The sequence below is a fragment of the Streptomyces sp. NPDC008317 genome, from assembly GCF_042955955.1.
Classification (GTDB): Bacteria; Actinomycetota; Actinomycetes; order Streptomycetales; family Streptomycetaceae; genus Actinacidiphila.
Map to the genome: position 1 here is coordinate 637,819 of NZ_JBIBFQ010000002.1, position 17,554 is coordinate 655,372.

Annotated in this window: 14 protein-coding genes; 6 read left to right on the top strand and 8 right to left on the bottom strand. The window is 72.1% G+C overall.

Annotated elements, in window-relative coordinates; genetic code table 11:
* Positions 1 to 342: 342 nt before the first annotated feature.
* Complete coding sequence (locus ACFY9V_RS07830) at positions 343 to 996, bottom strand: TetR family transcriptional regulator (RefSeq protein WP_355345326.1); 654 nt, start codon at positions 994 to 996, stop codon at positions 343 to 345.
* A 157-nt stretch (positions 997 to 1,153) separates the two neighbouring features.
* Between ACFY9V_RS07830 and ACFY9V_RS07835 the strand changes: the two genes are divergently transcribed.
* Positions 1,154 to 2,623 carry an MFS transporter gene (locus ACFY9V_RS07835; RefSeq protein ID WP_391160120.1) on the top strand — a complete coding sequence of 490 codons (1,470 nt, stop codon included), beginning with the start codon at positions 1,154 to 1,156 and terminating at the stop codon, positions 2,621 to 2,623.
* Positions 2,624 to 3,018: 395 nt separating this feature from the next.
* Here ACFY9V_RS07835 and ACFY9V_RS07840 read toward each other — a convergent pair whose 3' ends face one another.
* From ACFY9V_RS07840 to ACFY9V_RS07850, 3 genes are all read right to left on the bottom strand, one after another.
* Positions 3,019 to 3,972, bottom strand: a complete 954-nt coding sequence (locus ACFY9V_RS07840) for a 3-oxoacyl-ACP reductase (protein ID WP_391160121.1) — start codon at positions 3,970 to 3,972, stop codon at positions 3,019 to 3,021.
* The gene (locus ACFY9V_RS07845) at positions 3,972 to 5,057 is read right to left on the bottom strand and encodes a Zn-dependent alcohol dehydrogenase (protein WP_355345335.1); all 1,086 of its coding nucleotides are present in this window, start codon (positions 5,055 to 5,057) and stop codon (positions 3,972 to 3,974) included. The genes ACFY9V_RS07840 and ACFY9V_RS07845 overlap by 1 nt, the downstream gene beginning before the upstream one ends.
* A 120-nt stretch (positions 5,058 to 5,177) precedes the next feature.
* Entirely contained in the window at positions 5,178 to 6,053 is an 876-nt protein-coding gene (locus ACFY9V_RS07850; protein ID WP_355345338.1) for a MaoC/PaaZ C-terminal domain-containing protein, read from the bottom strand.
* A gap of 286 nt (positions 6,054 to 6,339) precedes the next feature.
* On the opposite strand from ACFY9V_RS07850, the gene ACFY9V_RS07855 reads away from it, so the two are divergent.
* Genes ACFY9V_RS07855 through ACFY9V_RS07865 form a run of 3 tightly spaced genes read left to right on the top strand, consistent with a single transcriptional unit; the run spans position 6,340 to position 9,448 of the window.
* Positions 6,340 to 7,356 carry an ATP-binding cassette domain-containing protein gene (locus tag ACFY9V_RS07855; RefSeq protein ID WP_391160124.1) on the top strand — a complete coding sequence of 339 codons (1,017 nt, stop codon included), beginning with the start codon at positions 6,340 to 6,342 and terminating at the stop codon, positions 7,354 to 7,356.
* Positions 7,353 to 8,084 carry an ABC transporter permease gene (locus ACFY9V_RS07860; RefSeq protein WP_355345344.1) on the top strand — a complete coding sequence of 244 codons (732 nt, stop codon included), beginning with the start codon at positions 7,353 to 7,355 and terminating at the stop codon, positions 8,082 to 8,084. The genes ACFY9V_RS07855 and ACFY9V_RS07860 overlap by 4 nt, the downstream gene beginning before the upstream one ends.
* Entirely contained in the window at positions 8,081 to 9,448 is a 1,368-nt protein-coding gene (locus ACFY9V_RS07865; RefSeq protein WP_391160127.1) for a histidine kinase, read from the top strand. Before ACFY9V_RS07860 ends, ACFY9V_RS07865 begins: the two co-directional genes overlap by 4 nt.
* Before the next feature lie 26 nt (positions 9,449 to 9,474).
* Here the strand turns inward: ACFY9V_RS07865 and ACFY9V_RS07870 are convergent, their stop codons facing one another.
* The 3 genes from ACFY9V_RS07870 to ACFY9V_RS07880 all read right to left on the bottom strand — a co-directional run bounded on the left by ACFY9V_RS07870 (position 9,475) and on the right by ACFY9V_RS07880 (position 14,893).
* Positions 9,475 to 13,164, bottom strand: a complete 3,690-nt coding sequence (locus tag ACFY9V_RS07870) for a LamG-like jellyroll fold domain-containing protein (protein WP_391160129.1) — start codon at positions 13,162 to 13,164, stop codon at positions 9,475 to 9,477.
* A gap of 361 nt (positions 13,165 to 13,525) precedes the next feature.
* The gene (locus ACFY9V_RS07875) at positions 13,526 to 14,230 is read right to left on the bottom strand and encodes a hypothetical protein (RefSeq protein WP_391160131.1); all 705 of its coding nucleotides are present in this window, start codon (positions 14,228 to 14,230) and stop codon (positions 13,526 to 13,528) included.
* A 297-nt stretch (positions 14,231 to 14,527) separates the two neighbouring features.
* The gene (locus tag ACFY9V_RS07880; RefSeq protein ID WP_355345356.1) at positions 14,528 to 14,893 is read right to left on the bottom strand and encodes a nuclear transport factor 2 family protein; all 366 of its coding nucleotides are present in this window, start codon (positions 14,891 to 14,893) and stop codon (positions 14,528 to 14,530) included.
* 203 nt (positions 14,894 to 15,096) lie between these two features.
* On the opposite strand from ACFY9V_RS07880, the gene ACFY9V_RS07885 reads away from it, so the two are divergent.
* Positions 15,097 to 15,702, top strand: coding sequence for a response regulator (locus ACFY9V_RS07885; RefSeq protein ID WP_391047638.1), 606 nt, complete (start codon positions 15,097 to 15,099; stop codon positions 15,700 to 15,702).
* 4 nt (positions 15,703 to 15,706) lie between these two features.
* Here ACFY9V_RS07885 and ACFY9V_RS07890 read toward each other — a convergent pair whose 3' ends face one another.
* Positions 15,707 to 16,267, bottom strand: coding sequence for a TetR family transcriptional regulator (locus ACFY9V_RS07890; RefSeq protein ID WP_391160132.1), 561 nt, complete (start codon positions 16,265 to 16,267; stop codon positions 15,707 to 15,709).
* A 245-nt stretch (positions 16,268 to 16,512) separates the two neighbouring features.
* Between ACFY9V_RS07890 and ACFY9V_RS07895 the strand changes: the two genes are divergently transcribed.
* A complete protein-coding gene (locus ACFY9V_RS07895) occupies positions 16,513 to 17,511 on the top strand; it encodes an NAD-dependent epimerase/dehydratase family protein (RefSeq protein ID WP_391160134.1) in 999 nt (332 codons plus the stop codon).
* The last annotated feature ends 43 nt before the right edge of the window (positions 17,512 to 17,554 follow it).

Genomic DNA, 17,554 nt, shown 5'->3' on the forward strand with positions numbered 1-17,554 from the left:
ACGTATTTCTGCGGGGGCACCCCGGCCCGTCCCCTTCCGGTACGTCGGCGTCCGACGGTCGGTGGGGGTTGCCGGGGTGGGTGGGTGGGCTGAGGTGCGGGGGCGGCCGACGGTCCGCTGCGGTGCCGGGGCGGGGGTGGGTGGGCTCGGGTGCGTCGGCGGCCTGCTGTCCGGTGGGGGTGCCGGGAGGGGGGTGGGCTCCGGTCCGCCTGTCCGCCGTCGACCCGCCCGCGTAGGCGGGAGGGGGGCTCGGGTGCGTCGGCGGCCGGGGGTGGGGGCGCCGCAGGCTTATGGAAGCCCCGTCCTCGGCGCGCGGGGGCGGGGCCGACTCAGCTCGCCGACTCAGGCTTTGGCTTTGGCTTGGAGGCGGAGGCCGGTCAGGGTGAGGTCTAGGGCGGCGCGGAATTGGTCGATGTCGTCGTGGCCGTCGAATTCGTCGACGATTTCGTGGACGAAGGGGAAGTCGGCGGGGTCGAGTTCGCGCCAGGTCTTGGCGAAGCGGCCGAGGAATTCGTCGCGGTTGACGGCGCCGTTGAGGACTTCCGGCGGGGGCTCCTGGCCGAGGTCGACGGCGGAGCCGACGACGACGCCGACGATCGCGGAGACGGCGTGGAAGCGCTGCCGGGCCGTGAGGTCGAGGCGGAGGGTCTGTTCGCCGAGCTTCTCGTAGACGAGCAGGGAGTTGGCCTGCACGTCGGTGTTGCGCATGAAGTAGGCGCCGAGCCAGGGCCGGCGGACGATCGCGTCGAAGAGGCGCAGGGCCATGGCGCGAAGGTCGTCGATCGGGTCGTCGCTCCGCGGAAGGGCCTCGACGTCGGCGAGGATCGCGCCCATCGCGTGGTCGGTGGCGCGGTCGAGTAGTTCGTCCTTGCTCTCGACGTACCAGTAGATGCTGGCGACGCCGCCGCCGAGGCGCTGCGCGAGGGCGCGGAAGGTCAGGCCGGGCGCCCCGGCCTCGTCCAGGAGGGCCACGGCCTCCGTGAGGACGGACTCCATCGAGTGAGAGGCCCGTCGGCGCCCCTGGGTCGAGCGGTCTTGCAGGCGTGCCATGGCTCACATCCCCATCGCGATCTTGCGTCGTATCGAACGTTGTTCTATCGTAGCGGATCGTACGTTGTTCGATAACCGAATGACGTTCGATTGGAGGACTGCCATGACCACTCCCACGCTTGAGAAAACGTCACACACCTACCCGTCCCTGAGCGCGGCGTGGATTCCGCTGGCCGCCCTCTGCCTGGCCTTCTTCGTCGAGATGGTCGACAACACGCTGCTGTCGATCGCGCTGCCGACGATCGGCCGCGACCTCGGCAGCGGGACGACCGCGCTTCAGTGGGTCACCGGGGCGTACTCGTTGACCTTCGGCGGCCTGCTGCTCACGGCGGGGTCGATGGCCGACCGGCTCGGGCGCCGCCGGGTGCTGCTGGTCGGACTCGCCGTGTTCGGCTCGCTGAGCCTGTGCGTCGTCCTCGTCACCACGGCGGGCCAACTCATCGCCCTGCGGGCCGCGCTCGGCGTCGCCGCCGCGGCGATGGCGCCGATCACGAACTCACTGGTCTTCCGGCTGTTCGACGACAAGGCCCTGCGCATGCGCGCGATGACGGTGATGATCGTCGTGGGCATGTCCGGCTTCGTCCTCGGACCGCTGCTCGGCGGCACCGCGCTGGCGCATGTGCGCTGGGAATGGCTGCTGGTCGTCAACGCCCCCATCGCCGTCATCGCGTGCGTCGGCGTCCGGCTCGGCGTCCCGGCCGACCGGCCGGAGGACCTGACCCACGACAAGCTCGACCTGCCGGGCGCCGTCCTGAGCGTCGCCGCCATCGGGCTCGCCTGCTACTCCCTGACCAGCGGCGTCGAGCACGGCTGGCTCTCCGCGATCACTCTCGCGTCGATCGCGGGCGCCGTCGTGGCCGCGATCGCCTTCGTCCGCCACGAGCGCGGCACCCCGGCGCCCATGCTGGACCTCAGCCTCTTCTCCAACGGCACCGTCCGCGGCGCCGCCATCGCCCAGATCGGCACGTCCATCGCGATGGCCAGCGTGATGTTCGGGCTGATCCTCCACTTCCAGTACGCCTACGGCTGGAGCCCGGTACGCGCCGGACTCGCCAACCTGCCGATCATCGTGACCATGCTCGCCGCGACCCCCTTGTCCGAATGGCTCGCCCGCCGCTTCGGCCACCGCATCGCCTGCCTCGTCGGCGCTGCCTGCCTGGCCGGCGCGCTCGCCGGTCTCTCCTGGGGCGTCGACCACGGCTACGCCGCCATCGCCGTCTGCATGGTGATCATGACCATCGGACTGCGCACCGTCATGACGATCTGCGCCGTCGCCCTCGTCGACGCCATGCCCAGCAACCGCACCTCCATCGGCGCCGCCCTCAACGACACCGCCCAAGAAGTCGGCTCCAGCGTCGGCACCGCCCTGGTCGGCACCCTCATCGCCGCCCTCGTCACCACCCAACTCCCGCCCGGCACCTGGAGCAGCGACCTCGTCGCCTCCTTCTTCCACGGCGAACGCGTCACCTACGCCCTCCTCTCCCTCCTCGTCGGCCTCATCGCCGCCGGCGGCGCCCTCACCCTCACCAACTCCCACACCCTCGAAGACCCCCCCACCGATTCCCCCGCCTGACCCCCCAGCCCGCTACCGACAGCAACCAGCACCACAGCGGCCCGTCGAACGCCCCCGCACCCGAGCCGACCCCCCACCCACCCCACCGGCGGCCGGACGCCGACGACCTCACCCCCGCCCCGGCACCGCAGCGGACCGTCGGCCGCCCCCGCACCTCAGCCCACCCACCCCCCTCCCGGTAACCCCCACCGGACAGGCGGACGCCGACGTACCGGAAGGGGACGGGCCGGGGTGCCCCCGCAGAAATACGTCAACAAGAACGGCACCGAATCCCCAGGACCAGGTGAGACGGATTTCGAGGAGGTGCCCCGGACCGGCACCGACCCAGGCACAAGCGGCACCCGCAGACGAAGAAAACACCCGCACGGGTGGGCGGGCGGGCGGGCAAAGAAAAACTACGAGCGGCGCAGCCCCAACACCTCAACGGCAGCGAAAGACCCCCGCTCCCCCCCTTCGAAATACGGCGTCAACACCCCATCAAGCTCCCCATACGAAAACACCGACTTCGCCGTCTCGAACCGCGCCGCCACCACCGGCCGTTGCAGAACGGCCACCATCCCCCCGTGCACAACGAAAACCTGCCCGGACACCCCCGCGGCAGCGGGCCCGGCAAGGTACCCGACCAGCGGAGCGACATGCTCGGGGGCCAGCGGATCGAGCCCCCCGGGCTCGGCAGAGCCGAACACATCAAGAGTCATCCGCGTCCGCGCCCGCGGACAAATGGCGTTGGCGGTGACCCCGTACCGCCGAAGCGCCTCCGCCGTGGACGTCGTGAGCCCGACGATGCCCCCCTTGGCGGCAGCGTAATTCGGCTGTCCGGCCGACCCGGCGAGAAACGCCTCGGACGCGGTGTTGACGATGCGCCCGAAGACCGGAGCCCCGGAGGACTTGGCGCGCGAGCGCCAATGCGCGGCGGCGAACCGAATGGTGTTGAAGTGGCCTTTGAGGTGCACCCGGATGACGGAGTCCCACTCGTCCTCGGTCATGGAGAAGACCATGCGGTCCCGGAGAATCCCGGCGTTGTTGACGAGGATGTCGAGCTGCCCGGTGTGCTCGACGGCCAACTGGACGAGTTGCGACGCCTGTTCGTGGTCGGCGACATCGCCGTGGTGGGCGACGGCGCTGCCGCCGGCGGCGGCGATCTCGGCGACGACCTCCTGCGCCGGGGTGGCGGAGGAGGCGCCGGAGCCGTCACGGCCGGGCTGGCCGAAGTCGTTGACGACGACGTGCGCCCCGAGCCGGGCGAGTTCGAGCGCTTCGGCGCGCCCGAGTCCGCGCCCGGCCCCGGTGACGACGGCGGTCCGTCCGGCGAGCGGGAGTTCACCGTTCGGCATTGGCTGATCCCCCATCAGATCGTGATGCTCGTACGCAGCGCGACGCCCGTCCGCATCTGGTCGATCGCCTCGTTGATGTCCTCCAGGCGCACGCGGTGCGTGATCAGCCCTTCGAGGTCGATGCGCCCGGCGCGCCAGAGCCGGATGACGCGGTCGTAGGAGCGCAGGACGTCGCCGCCGCCGTAGAGGGACGGCAGGATGCGCTTCTCGTCGAAGAACAGCTCGAACATGTTGATCTGGAGGTTGTCGTCCATGGCGCCCGCGCCGACGATGCACAGGGTGCCGCCGCGCCGGGTGGCGTCGTACGCGGCGCGCGCGGTCGCGGACTTGCCGACCACCTCGAAGACGTAGTCGAAGCCCTCGCCCGCGGTGAGCCGGTTCTTGGCGTCGGCGAGGCCGTCGGGGTCGACGGACTCGGTGGCGCCGAAGCGGACGGCGGCCTCGCGGCGGGACTCGACCGGGTCGACGGCGACGATCTCGGCGGCGCCCGAGGCCCGCGCGCCCTGGATGACGCTGATCCCGACGCCGCCGCAGCCGATCACGGCGACCGACGAACCCGCCTCCACCTGGGCGGTGTTGAGGGCGGCGCCGATGCCGGTGGTGACCCCGCAGCCGATCAGCGCGGCGATCTCGTACGGCACGTCGTCGGGGATCGGCACCGCGCACCTGGCGTCGACCACGACCTCCTCGGCGAAGGTGCCGGTCCCGGCGAAACCGAAGACGTCGGGTGAAGCGGCGCCGGGGCGGCGGTAGTTGGCGGTGCCCGCGTTGAGGAATCCGGCGATGCACAGCTCGGTCTGGCCGCGCTTGCAGGACGCGCACTCGCCGCACGCGGGCAGCCAGCAGACCAGGACGCGGTCGCCCGCTGTGACGGACGTGACGCCCTCGCCGACCTCAGCGACCTCGCCCGCGCCCTCGTGGCCCGGCACGAAGGGCGCGGGCTGCGGCAGGACGCCGCTCATCGCGGACAGGTCGGAGTGGCACAGTCCGGTGGCCTTGACGCGGATACGTACCTTGCCGGGCCCGAAGCCCGCGGTCTCGATGTCGTCGACGACTTCGAGCTTGTCCTGGCCGGTCTCCTGCTGGATGGCTGCGCGCACGGTACGGCTCCCCTCGGATGGTGCGAAGACGGTGGTCGCTACGGAGGCCCGGCCGACGACCGGGCCGAAAGCTGCTGAGCCGAGAGCCGCCGGGCGCGCGGCCCGGTGTGCCCCACGGGCTCAGGTGTGCTCGATGACGGTGTCCGCCAGGACCGGCGCCTCGTCCCGCTCCACGGCCGACACCGCGGCCACGATCCGGCCGGAACCCGCGCCGCCGCCGTCCCCGTCCGCCCACATCCGTACCCGCAGCGTCTCGCCGGGGTAGACGACGCCCGCGAAGCGCGTCGCGTACGAACGAATCCGGGCGACGTCGCCGCCGAGCAGCGTGTCGGTGACGGCCTTGAGCGTGGCGCCGTACGAGCACAGTCCGTGCAGGATCGGGCGGTCGAATCCGGCGGTGGCGGCGAATTCGGGGTCGGCGTGCAGCGGGTTCCAGTCGCCCGACAGCCGGTAGAGCAGCGCCTGGTCCTCGCGGACGGGTACGTCAACGGCCTTGTCGGGCACGCGGGTTGGCGGTTCCGGACGGCGGGAGGGACCGCGTTCGCCGCCGAAGCCGCCTTCGCCGCGGACGAAGATCTCGTTGTCGGAGGACCACAATGGCCCGTCGTCGTCGGCCACTTCGGAGCGCAGCACGATGACGGCGGCCTTGCCCTTGTCGTAGACGGCGGCGACCGATCCGGTCCGTACGGCACGGCCGCTCACCGGCAACGGCCGGTGGAGTACGAGGCGTTGGCCGCCGTGCAGGACGGCGGCGAGGTCCACGTCGATGCCGGGGCCGATCGAGCCGTCCACCGAACCGGGCCCGCCGCCCGCGACGGTGGCGAAGCTCGGCAGGACGTGCAGCCGGCTCTCCAGCGTGTAGCGCAGTTCGTCCGCGTCGGTGGCCGGGCGCCCGGCGCCGATCCCCAGGTGGTAGAGGAGAACGTCCTTGTGGTTCCAGGCGATTTCGGTGCGGCGCGGCTCGGCCGCGAGGGCCTTGGCGACGTCGATGGGCATGGTCCCTCCGGGGCACTTCCGGTGGCGGCTACTTCCGGTGACGGGTATTTCCGGGGCGCTGGCTAGAACATGTTCTAGAGATGGCCCCTGTATAACGCAAAGCCCAGGAAGTGAGAAGAGCTGACACATCGTCAGCTGAAGGGATTCCCGGCCCTTCCCGCCCGCCGACGCGGCGGATTCCCGGCCGCCCCGCCCGCCGGGGCACCGCACCCGTGACATTTGTCCTGCCCCCCTGCGGACATTCCCCTCTGCCCGCCGCCCCTCCCCCCTCCGTAGCGTCGTGGCCATGGAGAAAACCCCGTCCACGCCCCGGCCCGACACCCCGCCCGACACCTCGTCCGGCGCCCGGCCCGACGCCTCGCCCGCCGTACGCTTCACCGCCGTCCACAAGAGCTTCGGACCGGTCAGGGCCGTGGCCGGGATCGACCTGGAGATCGCGCGCGGCGGCACGATGGCACTGCTCGGCCGTAACGGAGCCGGGAAGTCGACCACCATCAGCCTGCTGCTCGGCCTGGACCGGCCGGACGCGGGCGAGGTGCGGCTGTTCGGCGGCCCGCCGCAGGAGGCGGTCAGGGCCGGGCGGGTCGGCGCGATGCTCCAGGACGGGCGGCCGATCCCGCGCGCCACCGTCAAGGAGCTGGTGACGTTCGTGGCGGCCACGTATCCGCGGCCGATGCCCGTCGCCGAGGCGCTGTCGCTGGCCGGGATCACGGAGCTGGCGGGCCGCCGCGTGGACAAGCTGTCCGGCGGCCAGACGCAACGGCTCCGCTTCGCTCTGGCCGTCGCGGGCAACCCCGAGCTGATCGTGCTGGACGAGCCGACGGCCGCCCTCGACGTGGAGGCGCGGCGGGTGTTCTGGCGGTCGATGCGCGGTTACGCGGCGCGCGGCAACACCGTGCTGTTCTCCACGCACTACCTGGAGGAGGCGGACGAGCACGCCGACCGCATCCTGGTGATCGACCAGGGCCGTACCGTCGCCGACGGCACCGGCGAGCAGATCAAGCAGGCCGTCGGCGGCACGCTCGTCTCGTTCGACCTCGCCGGGTCCGGCTCCGCGGGCCTGCGCACGCTGCCCGGTGTGACCGCCGTCGAGATCCGCGGCGACCGGGCCCTGCTGCGTACCTCCGACTCCGACGCCACCGTCGTCGCCCTCGCGGCGAGCGACCGCGTCCGCCGTCTGGAGGTCGTCCCGGCCAGCCTGGAGGACGCCTTCCTGACCCTGACCGCACCTCACCCGGCGACCGAATCCCCGGCGCCGCGCTCCACCCCCGCCCACCCCCTCACGAAGGAAGCCGTCCGATGACCGAGTACGTGAAGCTCGAAGTCCGGCGCGCCCTGCGCGACCCCGGCTTCATCGTCATGGGCTTCGCCATGCCCGTGCTGATGTACCTGCTCTTCACCAACCTCGGGGTCGGCGGCGACGGCCAGGACAAGATCGACTACGCGCGGTACTACATGGTCGGCATGGCGGCGTACGGCGCGCTCGGCGCGTCGATGGGCATCGGGACCGGCGTCGCCGAGGACAAGGGTCTGGGCTGGCTGCGGCAGCTCCGCGTCACCCCCCTCAGCCCGTTCCGTGTGGTGGTCGGCCGGGCGCTGACCGCCGGGGTGACCGTCCTGCCCGCGATCTGCGCCGTCCTGCTGGCCGGGGCGCTGGTGAACGGCGTGCACCTGGCCGCGTGGCAGTGGGTCGCCACCGCCCTGCTGCTGTGGGTGGGCACGATCCCCTTCACCCTGCTCGGCCTCGGCAACGGCTACGGGCTGACCGCGCAGACCACCGGCGTCACGAGCATGGCCTGCATGATGGGCCTGTCGATCGTCGGCGGCCTGTGGATTCCGGTCGACGCCTTCCCGCGCTGGCTCGCCCGGATCTCCCAGTGGACGCCCGCCCAGCGCTTCGGCCAGCTCGGCTGGAGCGTGCTTGACCGGCACGCGCCCGGCGCGGGTACGGTGGCCGTGCTCGGCGGATGGCTGGTCGTCTTCGCCGGTTACGCCGTCCTCTCCTACCGGCGGGGTGCGCGGACCGCATGACGACGACGCGGCAGGCGACCTCCCGCCGGGACACGTACAGCGCGTACCGAACGGGGACGGTGACCGCCATGACGGCGAACAGCGGCATGGCCGACGGCGTGACCGACCGCCCGGCCGGCGGGGCGGACCACCCGGTCGAGAGCACGGACAAGCCGTGCGGCAGGGCCTGGTGGCGGCGCGGCACACCGCACGACTTCGCCCGCGAGATCGAGCACATCAAGTCTCCCGACGGCAACGCGCTCTACCCCTGGCTGCTGATGGTCATCGGCCCCGGCACCGACATCGCCCAGGGCCAGGTCCCCGCCCCCTGGCTCGCGGGCTGCGGCCTCGCGCTGTTCTGCCTCCTGTACGTGTTCACGGTCCGTTCGGCTTTCCACGAGCGGTGGCGCGGGGGGCCGGTCCCGTACCGTCTGCTGGGTGCGCTGGCCGTCTGTACGGCCACGCTGGCCATCGCCTACGGCGGGAATTTCCTGCTGCTGTACACGCTGGTCTCGCTGAGCGTCGGGGCCGTGGCCTCCACCCGCCGCGGCCTCGGCCTGATGCTGACGCCGCTGAGCGCGACCGCCGGAGTCACCGCGAGCACGCACGGCCAGGGCTTCTGGGGCACGGCGGGCCTGGCGTACGGCACCTTCCTGTCCGGCCTGGTCGTCTCGGTGATCATCACGCTCTCCTACGCCGTCGCCCAGCTCAGGGAGACCCGGCAGGAGCTGGCGCGCAGCGCGGTCGCCCAGGAGCGGATGCGGTTCTCACGCGACCTGCACGACCTGCTCGGGCACACCCTGTCGGTGGTCGTGGTGAAGTCCGAGGCCGCGCGCCGGATCGCGCCGCGCGACATCGACGCGGCGCTCGCCCAGGTCGCCGACATCGAGGCGGTCGGCCGCCAGGCGCTCACCGAGATCCGTGAGGCCGTCACCGGCTACCGCGAGGGCAGCCTGTCCACCGAACTCGACCGGGCCCGGTCCGTCCTGACCGCCTCCGACATCGAGGTCGTCGTCCAGGAGTCGGGCCCGCCCCTGCCCCCGCAGACCGAGGCGCTGCTCGGCTGGGTCGTCCGCGAGGGCGTCACCAACGTCGTCCGGCACAGCGGCGCGACGCTGACCCGTATCGAACTCGCCACCGGGCGCGGCCGGGCCCATCTGACCATCAGCGACAACGGCCGCGGGTCCTGTCCGCCGCCGTCCGGTCAGGACGGCGACATCAGGACCCGCACCGGTACCGGCCTGCGCGGCCTGACCGAACGCCTCGCCGCCGCCGGCGGCTCCCTCACCTCGGGCCCGGCCGCCGACGGCGGCTTCCGCCTGACGGCCGCCCTCCCGGTGGAGGAGGACGCGGCCCCGGCCGGTCACGCCGTGTCGGCGCGCTGACCGGCCGGGGCCGCCGTCCGCCGGGGTCAGCCGTCGATGACCGACGTGATCTGGTCGGAGTCGGTCATCGCGCCCGACCAGACGCGGATGTCCTCGATCTGGCCCGCCAGGTAGTGCCCCCAGGTCGCGCCGACGTAGGCGCGGCCGCCGGTGAAGTCGCCCGCTCCCTGGACGGCGGTGAAGGGCTGGGTGTCCTGGAGGTTGTCGCCGAGGTAGAGGCTGACCGTGCCGGACTGGGCGTCGAGGACGCCGGTGACCTGGACGGTGCCGTCGGCGCTGCCGCCGCTGGGGTCGTCGTTGGGCGAGACGGCGCCGGTGAAGGTGCCGTCGGTGGCGACCCGGCCGAAGAGCCACTGGCCCTGGGGGACGGTGATGACGTTGCCGTCGTCGTCCAGTGTGGTGGTGGTGCCGGTGTACTTGAACCACACGCCCCACGAGGAGCCGTCGGCCGAGCGCTGCCCCGCGATCTGTTCGGTGTAGCCGACGGGGTGGGTGACCAGGGCCGCCGCGTCGAGCTGGGTGCGGGTGGTGACCGTGAAGGAGCCGGTGTCGTCCACGACGGAGCCGGGCGTGGAGACCGAACCGGTGGCGCCGTCGAGGGCGATGGTGTCGCCGTCGAGGGTGGCGCCGCCCGAGGTGGTCAGGGTGCGGCCGTAACCGGAGGCGGTGTCGGCGAGGGTGGTGCCGGAGGCGCCCGACGGGTCCCAGGCCGCGGTCAGTTCGACCTGGGCCTTGCCGTCGGTGCCGAGCAGCCGCGCCTCGTCGGAGGCTTCCTGCGAGGTCAGCGTCCGCTGCCAGACCTTCACCTCATCGATGCTGCCGGGGAAGTTGTACTGGTACGTCCCCCACTTGTACCGCCCGATCTGGAAGGCGCCGGTCGCCGACCACGAGCCGGTGGTGGTCGCGGTGCCCTGGAGCACGCCGTTCACGTACAGCGCGCTCTGCGAGGTGGCCGGGTCGTAGCTGCCCAGCAGGTGGGTCCACACCCCGGTCCTGGGCGGGGACTTGGCCGCCACTCCGTAGTACGCGGTGCCGGTGTTGGCGTCCTGCTGCTTGACCCCGAAGAACCAGGTGCCCAGGCCGTGGTCGTAGGCGAGGATGAACGGGCTGTACGTCACCCCGTCCTGGGAGAGCACGATGCCGTTGGGCGTGGTGGTGTCCAGCTTCACCCACGCCGAGACGGTGTACGCCGAGCGGGTCTCCAGTACGGGCCCCGCCGTCGAGGCGTACCCCGACGTCCCGTCCAGGTGCAGGCCCTTGTCCGGGGTGCTGCCGCCGTTGCCGTCCGGCAGGTCGCCGCGGCGGCCGTTGGCGTCGCGGACCGCGCCGGTGCCGGACAGCGTCGCGTTGTGCTGCTGCGCCGCCACGGTGGTCGAGGTGTCGACGGCCTGGCCGCCGCTCTCGTCGAAGCTCCACTGCCCGACCGGGCCCGCACCGGCCGCGACCAGGAAGTCCTTCACCGTCTCCGCGCCCCACCGCCCGACGACGTCCTTGGCGCGGACGTCCAGGTGGTACGTGCCGGAGGCGGGCGGGGTGATCGTCGCACTGGTGACCCCGGCCGCGAGCGCGATCCACGCGTCGGACGAGGACAGCTTGTACTCGTAGGCGGTGTTGGTGTCACCGGACGCGGGCCCGAAGACGACCTTGCCCTCCACGCCGGGACCGCCCGCCGGAACACAGGTGTTGGGCAGGCACTCGCTGTAGGTTCGCGCGAAGGTGACCGTCGGCGCCTTGGGGGCGGTGGAGTCGACCTTGAAGTAACACCAGCCGGTGGTCGAGCCGTTGGACGGTCCCGCCAGATAGCTGCTCTGGTTGTCGTAGTACGAACGGGTCCATGTGCGGTAGCGGTACAGCGTGCCGTCGGTCAGGGTCGGTGCGGTGGCGACGCCGGGTGAGACGTTGTCGCCGACGAATCCGGTCGCGGGCCGCACGATGTCGCTGAACGCGCTCGACCAGGTGGCGCTGGAGGCCGTGTACTTGTCCATGCTGAAGACCGAACGCAGCCGCGCGCCCGACTCGCCGCCCGCCGCCGTCTGCGGTACCGACGACAGCGCGGGCGTCGGGTCGGAGATCACCGACGGGTCGGCGCTCTTGGTCGAGCACACCACGCCGCTGCCCGTGACCAGACCGATCTTCGTCGGGAGCGCGGGGTTGGCCACGTAGTTGACGGACAGCGCCGCGTTGTTCTTGAACCGCTTCCACGCGGAGGTGTCGGACTCGTCGTGCGCGCGCAGTTCGAGGGTGAGCTTGGCGAATTTGCCCGCGGCGAAGTCCGCGACCGTGGGCGTCAGATTCTCATTCGTCTCGTCCGGGTTGTCGGCGAATTCGATCGGCGCGTCAGGGGAGTTGGGGTCGCAGGTCGAACCGCGGCCGGCCGAGAAGGAGCGGTCGACCATCAGGTCGAGCTCCTTGGGGCGTGACGACCAGGTCGTGGACGACGAGAAGTTGTTCGTGCGCTCCAGGTCCGTCCAGCGCGCGTCGCACTGGAACGCCCAGGGCGAGGTGACGCGGAAGGTCGCCTTCAGGACCTTCTTGCCCTTGAGGGCGCCGGGGGTGAACTGGAAGTAGAGCCGCTGCGTGTAGCCGGGACCGCAGTAGTAGCCGTTCCAGGAGCCGCAGTGGCCGTCGCCCTCGCCGTTGGTGCCGTTGCCCCAGCCGTAGCTGCTGTAGCCGTCGCTGCGCAGGAGGGTGCGCTGCGGGGCGCCCGAGGCGAGCGACACGTCGGGGTCGATGTACAGCGGGTACGCGGCGGTGTCCTTGGCCGCGAGGAGGTGGGGGTCGGGGACGACGGCGACGGAGGTGCCGGTGACGTCCAGCGGGGTGGTGGCGGTGGTGGCGCCGGGGGCCGGGCCGTCTTCGGGGGCGAGGGCCTCGGCGGCCTCGGCGCTGGGCGCGGCCTTTGTGGTGGGCGCCGTCTCCGCCGTGGGCGCGGCCTTTGTGGTGGGCGCCGTCTTCGCCGTGGGCGCGGCCGGGTTGTCGACCGGGGCGGACGCCGTACCGAGCGAGTCCCACATCTGGGCGGCCGAGGACGTGAACAGCTCCTGCCCGTCGGGGCCGACCGCGCTCAGGCCGCCGCTCGCGGTGTCACTGACGTCCAGGCCGGAGGCGCGCATCCCGAACTCGATCCGCTTCAGCGCCGGATTGGCCGCCGCGGTCGGCGTCTTGACCACCAGCACCTCGCGGTAGCCCTGCGTGGTCGCCGTCATGCGCAGGTCCACGCCCGGCAGCACGTCGGCGTACACGGCGCTCTCGCCGTCCAGCGTCGGGGCGGGCAGCGTGCCGGGCCAACTGAAGGCCAGCGTGCGGCCGTTGCGCCCGATCGTCACCAACGGGGCGGTGCCGCCGCCGGAGAAGGCCAGGTCCACCACGGCCGCCTTCGGAGCCAGGCTCCCGTCGGCCTTCCTGGCCAGGGTCGCGTCCGGCTCGGCCCAGGAGCCGTCCGCCCGCGCGACCCGTACCGGGGCCGTGAACTGGTCGAGCCGCATGGTGATTCCGTCGGGATTCGCGTACGTCGTCGTGTTCTCCGTACGCGCCCCCACCACCTCCACCGGCTGCCCGGACGCCTGCGCCTGGTCCAGGTCCCGCTGCGCCTCGGTCTGCGGTGCGGGCGCGGGGTCCGCCGTCGCGTCCAGGGGCGTCAGCCCCGCCCACGCCACCGTGGCCGCCGCCCCCACCGCGACCCCCCGCCACGCCAGCTTCCGCGCTCTGCGCCGCATACGAATATTCACAGTCCGCCCCCACCCCGTTCCACCCGAACTCCCCTATGAGCGAAGTGGATTCTGTGTCCATCTAACGAAGCGCGTCAATCCTTTCAGGAAAAAATTAAGTGGAATCCCGCCTTCTGCACCTGCCGCCACCTGCTCCGATACGTACCTCGGGGTTCACGAACCCCGAGGTACGTACAGCCTTTTCCCGCCACTCTTTCCGCCGGCCGGATTCCGGGACGAATTCCCCCCGCAGCCCCTTTATCCGCTTTTCCTCCGGTCAGTCCGCCGCCACAACCCCCGCCCAGTCCAGCCCACCCCGCGCCCCGACCCCGGACGCATAGCCGCCGCCGGTGAAGAACGGGGTCGATCTCTAGGACCTGTCGTCGGGGGCGGGAGGGGGCGGAGGGGTGGAGGAGGTCGCCTCGGGTGTCGGGGTGGGGGTCTCGGAGGAGACGGGGGGCTCCGCAGGGGTGGGGGTCTCGGAGGAGACGGTGGGCTCCGCAGGGGTGGGGGGCTCGGAGGAGGCGGCGGGCTCCGTAGGGGTGGGGGGCTCGGAGGGGGTGGATGCGGGTGGGGTGGTTTCGGCGGGGGTGGCCTTGCGGAGACGGGAGCGGGTGGGGGCGGGGGCCGGGTCGTCGGAGAGTTCCTGGATGTCGTCCATGCCCTCGTCGTGGCCGGTGAGGGGGGCGGTGGGGCGGTCGGCGCCCACGCCCGGGGCGCCGGACGCCTGGCCCTCCGGCGGGAGGAGCCCGTAGTGGGCGTACAACTCCTGCTCCTGGTCGAGTCCGAGGTGCTGCTCGGCGTCCTCGCGCGGCGCGGCCTTGATCGTGTCGAGGTCGTACGCCACCCGCAGCACACCGCCGCCCGTGTCGCGCCCGATCTCGTGCTCGGCGCCTGCCAAGGGGACGAACGTCTCCTCGAAGCCGTGCATCCCGGTCCTCACCGTCACCCACTGCGGCCGACGGTCCCAGTCGTCCACGTACACATGGCTGACCCGGCCGATGAATTGCCCGTGCCGGTCGTGGATCGTCAGTTCCCTCAATGCCTCGGAACTCCCGAAGACGTCATCCGTCATACGAATTCACTCCTCTACGACGTGCCTGCGGCCCAACCGGAAAAGGTGCGGCACCGTCCTCCCGCGAACCGCGTGCCCGACGAGGCCACCTTCTCCCATCCCGACCGCTACCCCGTGGCGGGACACCTAGGGCTTTTCTTTCAGATCATCGGATCTGCGCGCGAGGTCGCCCCGCCAAGGCGGCTTCCGGCGAGGCGGCTTCTTCCGGCGAGGCGGCCGATCCCGGTGCCCTCCCCTGTCACGACGTCCTCGCCGAGGTCACGTCTTGGGGAACTCGGGGGCGGCGGGGGAATCGGCCTACTTGATCTCTCCGGCGAAGACGATGACCTGGTCGATGAGGCTCCGCCGCAGATGGACGACGTCGGTTCCCGTCAGGCGGGGGCCTCCGTCGGGAGTGGTGAAGACCCACTCGTACCGGGCCCACTCGTCGGGCATGTCCACCGCCGAGCAGCGCTCCATCGTGCCGGCCCCCGCCGGATGGCGCCGGATGTCCAGCACGAAGCGCTCGACCGCCTCGATCCCCTCGCTGCGTCCCAACGGCCCCCAGAAGAGGACATCCGAGGTCAGGGCCTGGGAGAGCAGCCCGGTCACATAGGTGTCGTCCGACGCGTTGAACGCGGAGATGAACGTGTCGATCGCGGACTGCGCGGTCTCTTCATGCATGTACCAGTAGTACCAGCCCACTCGCGGCAATAGTCGCCGTGCGAGCCATGTCCCGGACACGGCGGGCGGACCGCGCGGGCGGGGGCTGTCTAGGGTGGCGGCTGCCTAGGGCGAGGGCTGTCTAGGGTGGGGGGATGACCGACGGGGAGACAGGGCAGGGCGGGGAGCGGGGCGGCGAGCACGGCGCCCGGCGGGACGGGGCGCTGACGCGGGTGCTGCTCGCGGAGGACCAGGGGATGATGCGGGGCGCGCTCGCGTTGTTGCTGAATCTGGAGGACGACCTGGAGGTCGTCGCGCAGGTGGCCGCCGGGGACCGGATCGTGGCGGAGGCGCTGGAGGCGCGGCCGGACATCGCGCTGCTGGACATCGAACTGCCGGGGCGCAGCGGCCTCGACGCGGCGGCGGAGCTGCGCGAGCGGCTGCCGTCGTGCCAGGTGCTCATCCTCACCACGTTCGGCCGGCCGGGGTATCTGCGGCGCGCCATGGAAGCGGGCGCGGCCGGATTCCTGGTCAAGGACGGGCCCGTCGAGGAACTGGCCCACGCCATCCGCCGTGTCCTGCGCGGCGAACGCGTCATCGACCCGGCGCTGGCCGCGGCCGCGCTCAGCGCGGGACCCAGCCCGCTCACCCCGCGTGAGCGCGACGTGCTCAACGCCGCCGCGGACGGCTCCACCGTCGCCGACATCGCGGCCCGTGTCTTCCTCTCCGAGTCCACCGTGCGCAATTACCTCTCCGCGGCCATCGGCAAGACCGGCACCCGTAACCGCATCGAAGCCGTACGCCACGCGCGCCAGAACGGCTGGCTCTGACCCCTCACGCCAGCGAGGCGAGGAACGCTTCGGCCGCGTCGTCGACGCGGGCGCGGTCGCCGGTGGCGAGGAGGTCGAGGAGCAGGCCGCGAACGGTGGCGATGACGAGGGTGGCCGTACGCACTGCCGACTCGGGTGATACGTCGGGCCCTTGGGTGGCGCACAGGGCGTTCATCCAGTCGGTGACGACGTGGTCGAGGAAGTCGGAGAACTGCTCGGGCGCCTGGAGCGCCCGCCCGTAGACGGCGAAGAAGAGCCGGAACTCGGCGCCTTGGCGCGGGTCCGAGGCGCGTCGCCAGACGGCGCGTACGGACGTCGCCAGATCGGGCTGGTGTCCGGCCGTCTCGTTGGTGGCCTGGAAGATGCGTTCGCGGAGGCGCCCGAGGACGGCCTGGAGCATCTGCTCCTTGGTGCCGAAGCGGTGGACGAGGGTCGTGGGCGACACCCCGAGGGCGGCGGCGACCGGCCGCCACGACACCTCGGAGAAGCCGTGCTCGACCGTGTAGTCGACCACCGCGTCGAGCAGTTCCGCGCGCCGCTGGTGGTCGACGGGGCGCCCCGCCATCGCTGCCTCCGGTTGATCGTCACGGTCGTTCGTGATCATCGCGGTCCGTCGCGACCGTCACGGTCCGTCCTGTTCGTCGCGGTCCGCCCTGTTCGTCGCGGTCCGCCGTCGTCCATCCTCCCTCGCGCACCGGCCGCCGTCACCGCTTGACTTTTCTTGCACGACCGTACAAAGAATAGAGGGTGACCGCAAGGCCGCCCGCTACGGATTCGCCGGACGGGCGCGCCCCTTTCTGGAGGTTCCCCATGCGCGTTTTCGTCACAGGAGCGTCGGGCTGGGTCGGCCGCGGGCTCGTACCCGAGCTGATCACCGCGGGTCACTCGGTCGTCGGGCTCGCCCGCTCCGATGCCGCCGCCCGGACCCTGCGGGCCGCGGGCGCCGAGGTCCTGCCGGGCTCGCTCGACGACCTCGGCACGCTGCGGGAGGCCGCCGCGTCGTCCGACGGGGTCGTCCACCTGGCGTTCAAGCACGACATCGCCTTCGCGGGCGACTTCGCCGGTGCCACCGACGCCGACCGCGCGGCGATCGAGACCTTCGGCGAGGCCCTGACCGGTACGGACAAGCCTTTCGTCATCGCCTCCGGCATCCTCGGCGTGCTCGGGCTGGCGCCCGGCGTCGTCGCCACCGAACGCGACGGTCTCGCGCGGGCCGCGAGCACGGAGGGCGACACCGATAGCACCGACGGCGGTGACGGCACTGACGGCACCGGTGCCACTGACAGCACCGACGCCCCGATCAGCGGCTCCGGCGGCCGGATCGGCAACGCCCACTACGTCCAGGCCCTCGCCGGCCACGGCGTCCGCTCCTGCGTCGTACGCCTCCCGCCCGCCACGCACGGCACCGGCGACAACGGGTTCATGCCGGTCGCGATCGGCTTCGCGCGCGAGAAGGGCGCCGCGGCCTACGTCGGCGACGGCGCCAACCGCTGGCCGTCCGTCCACCGCGACGACGCCGCCCGGCTGTTCCGCCTCGCGCTCGAATCGGCGCCCGCCGGTTCCGTGCTGCACGCGGTCGCCGACGAGGGCGTACCGATCCGCGAGGTCGCCGAGATCTTCGCCGCGCATCTCGGCGTCCCCGCCGTCTCCGTCACGGCCGAGCAGGCCGGGGAGTACGTCGGCTGGCTCGGCCGCTTCTGGGCCGTCGACGGCCCCGCCTCCGCGCGGATCACGCGCGATCTGCTCGACTGGCGGCCGACCCGCCCCGGCCTGCTCGCGGACCTGAAGGACGGCCACTACTTCGGCTGAGCGCCGCGGGATTCCCGCGATGTCCGATTCGTTCAAGAAAACG

What these genes read in the sequence shown, in the direction of transcription:
- ACFY9V_RS07830 (WP_355345326.1), bottom strand. Translation starts at nt 996, where the DNA reads ATGGAGTCCGTCCTCACGGAGGCCGTGGCCCTCCTGGACGAGGCCGGG.
- ACFY9V_RS07835 (WP_391160120.1), top strand. Translation starts at nt 1,154, where the DNA reads ATGACCACTCCCACGCTTGAGAAAACGTCACACACCTACCCGTCCCTG.
- ACFY9V_RS07840 (WP_391160121.1), bottom strand. Translation starts at nt 3,972, where the DNA reads ATGGGGGATCAGCCAATGCCGAACGGTGAACTCCCGCTCGCCGGACGG.
- ACFY9V_RS07850 (WP_355345338.1), bottom strand. Translation starts at nt 6,053, where the DNA reads ATGCCCATCGACGTCGCCAAGGCCCTCGCGGCCGAGCCGCGCCGCACC.
- ACFY9V_RS07855 (WP_391160124.1), top strand. Translation starts at nt 6,340, where the DNA reads ATGGAGAAAACCCCGTCCACGCCCCGGCCCGACACCCCGCCCGACACC.
- ACFY9V_RS07860 (WP_355345344.1), top strand. Translation starts at nt 7,353, where the DNA reads ATGACCGAGTACGTGAAGCTCGAAGTCCGGCGCGCCCTGCGCGACCCC.
- ACFY9V_RS07865 (WP_391160127.1), top strand. Translation starts at nt 8,081, where the DNA reads ATGACGACGACGCGGCAGGCGACCTCCCGCCGGGACACGTACAGCGCG.
- ACFY9V_RS07870 (WP_391160129.1), bottom strand. Translation starts at nt 13,164, where the DNA reads ATGCGGCGCAGAGCGCGGAAGCTGGCGTGGCGGGGGGTCGCGGTGGGG.
- ACFY9V_RS07875 (WP_391160131.1), bottom strand. Translation starts at nt 14,230, where the DNA reads ATGACGGATGACGTCTTCGGGAGTTCCGAGGCATTGAGGGAACTGACG.
- ACFY9V_RS07880 (WP_355345356.1), bottom strand. Translation starts at nt 14,893, where the DNA reads ATGCATGAAGAGACCGCGCAGTCCGCGATCGACACGTTCATCTCCGCG.
- ACFY9V_RS07890 (WP_391160132.1), bottom strand. Translation starts at nt 16,267, where the DNA reads ATGGCGGGGCGCCCCGTCGACCACCAGCGGCGCGCGGAACTGCTCGAC.
- ACFY9V_RS07895 (WP_391160134.1), top strand. Translation starts at nt 16,513, where the DNA reads ATGCGCGTTTTCGTCACAGGAGCGTCGGGCTGGGTCGGCCGCGGGCTC.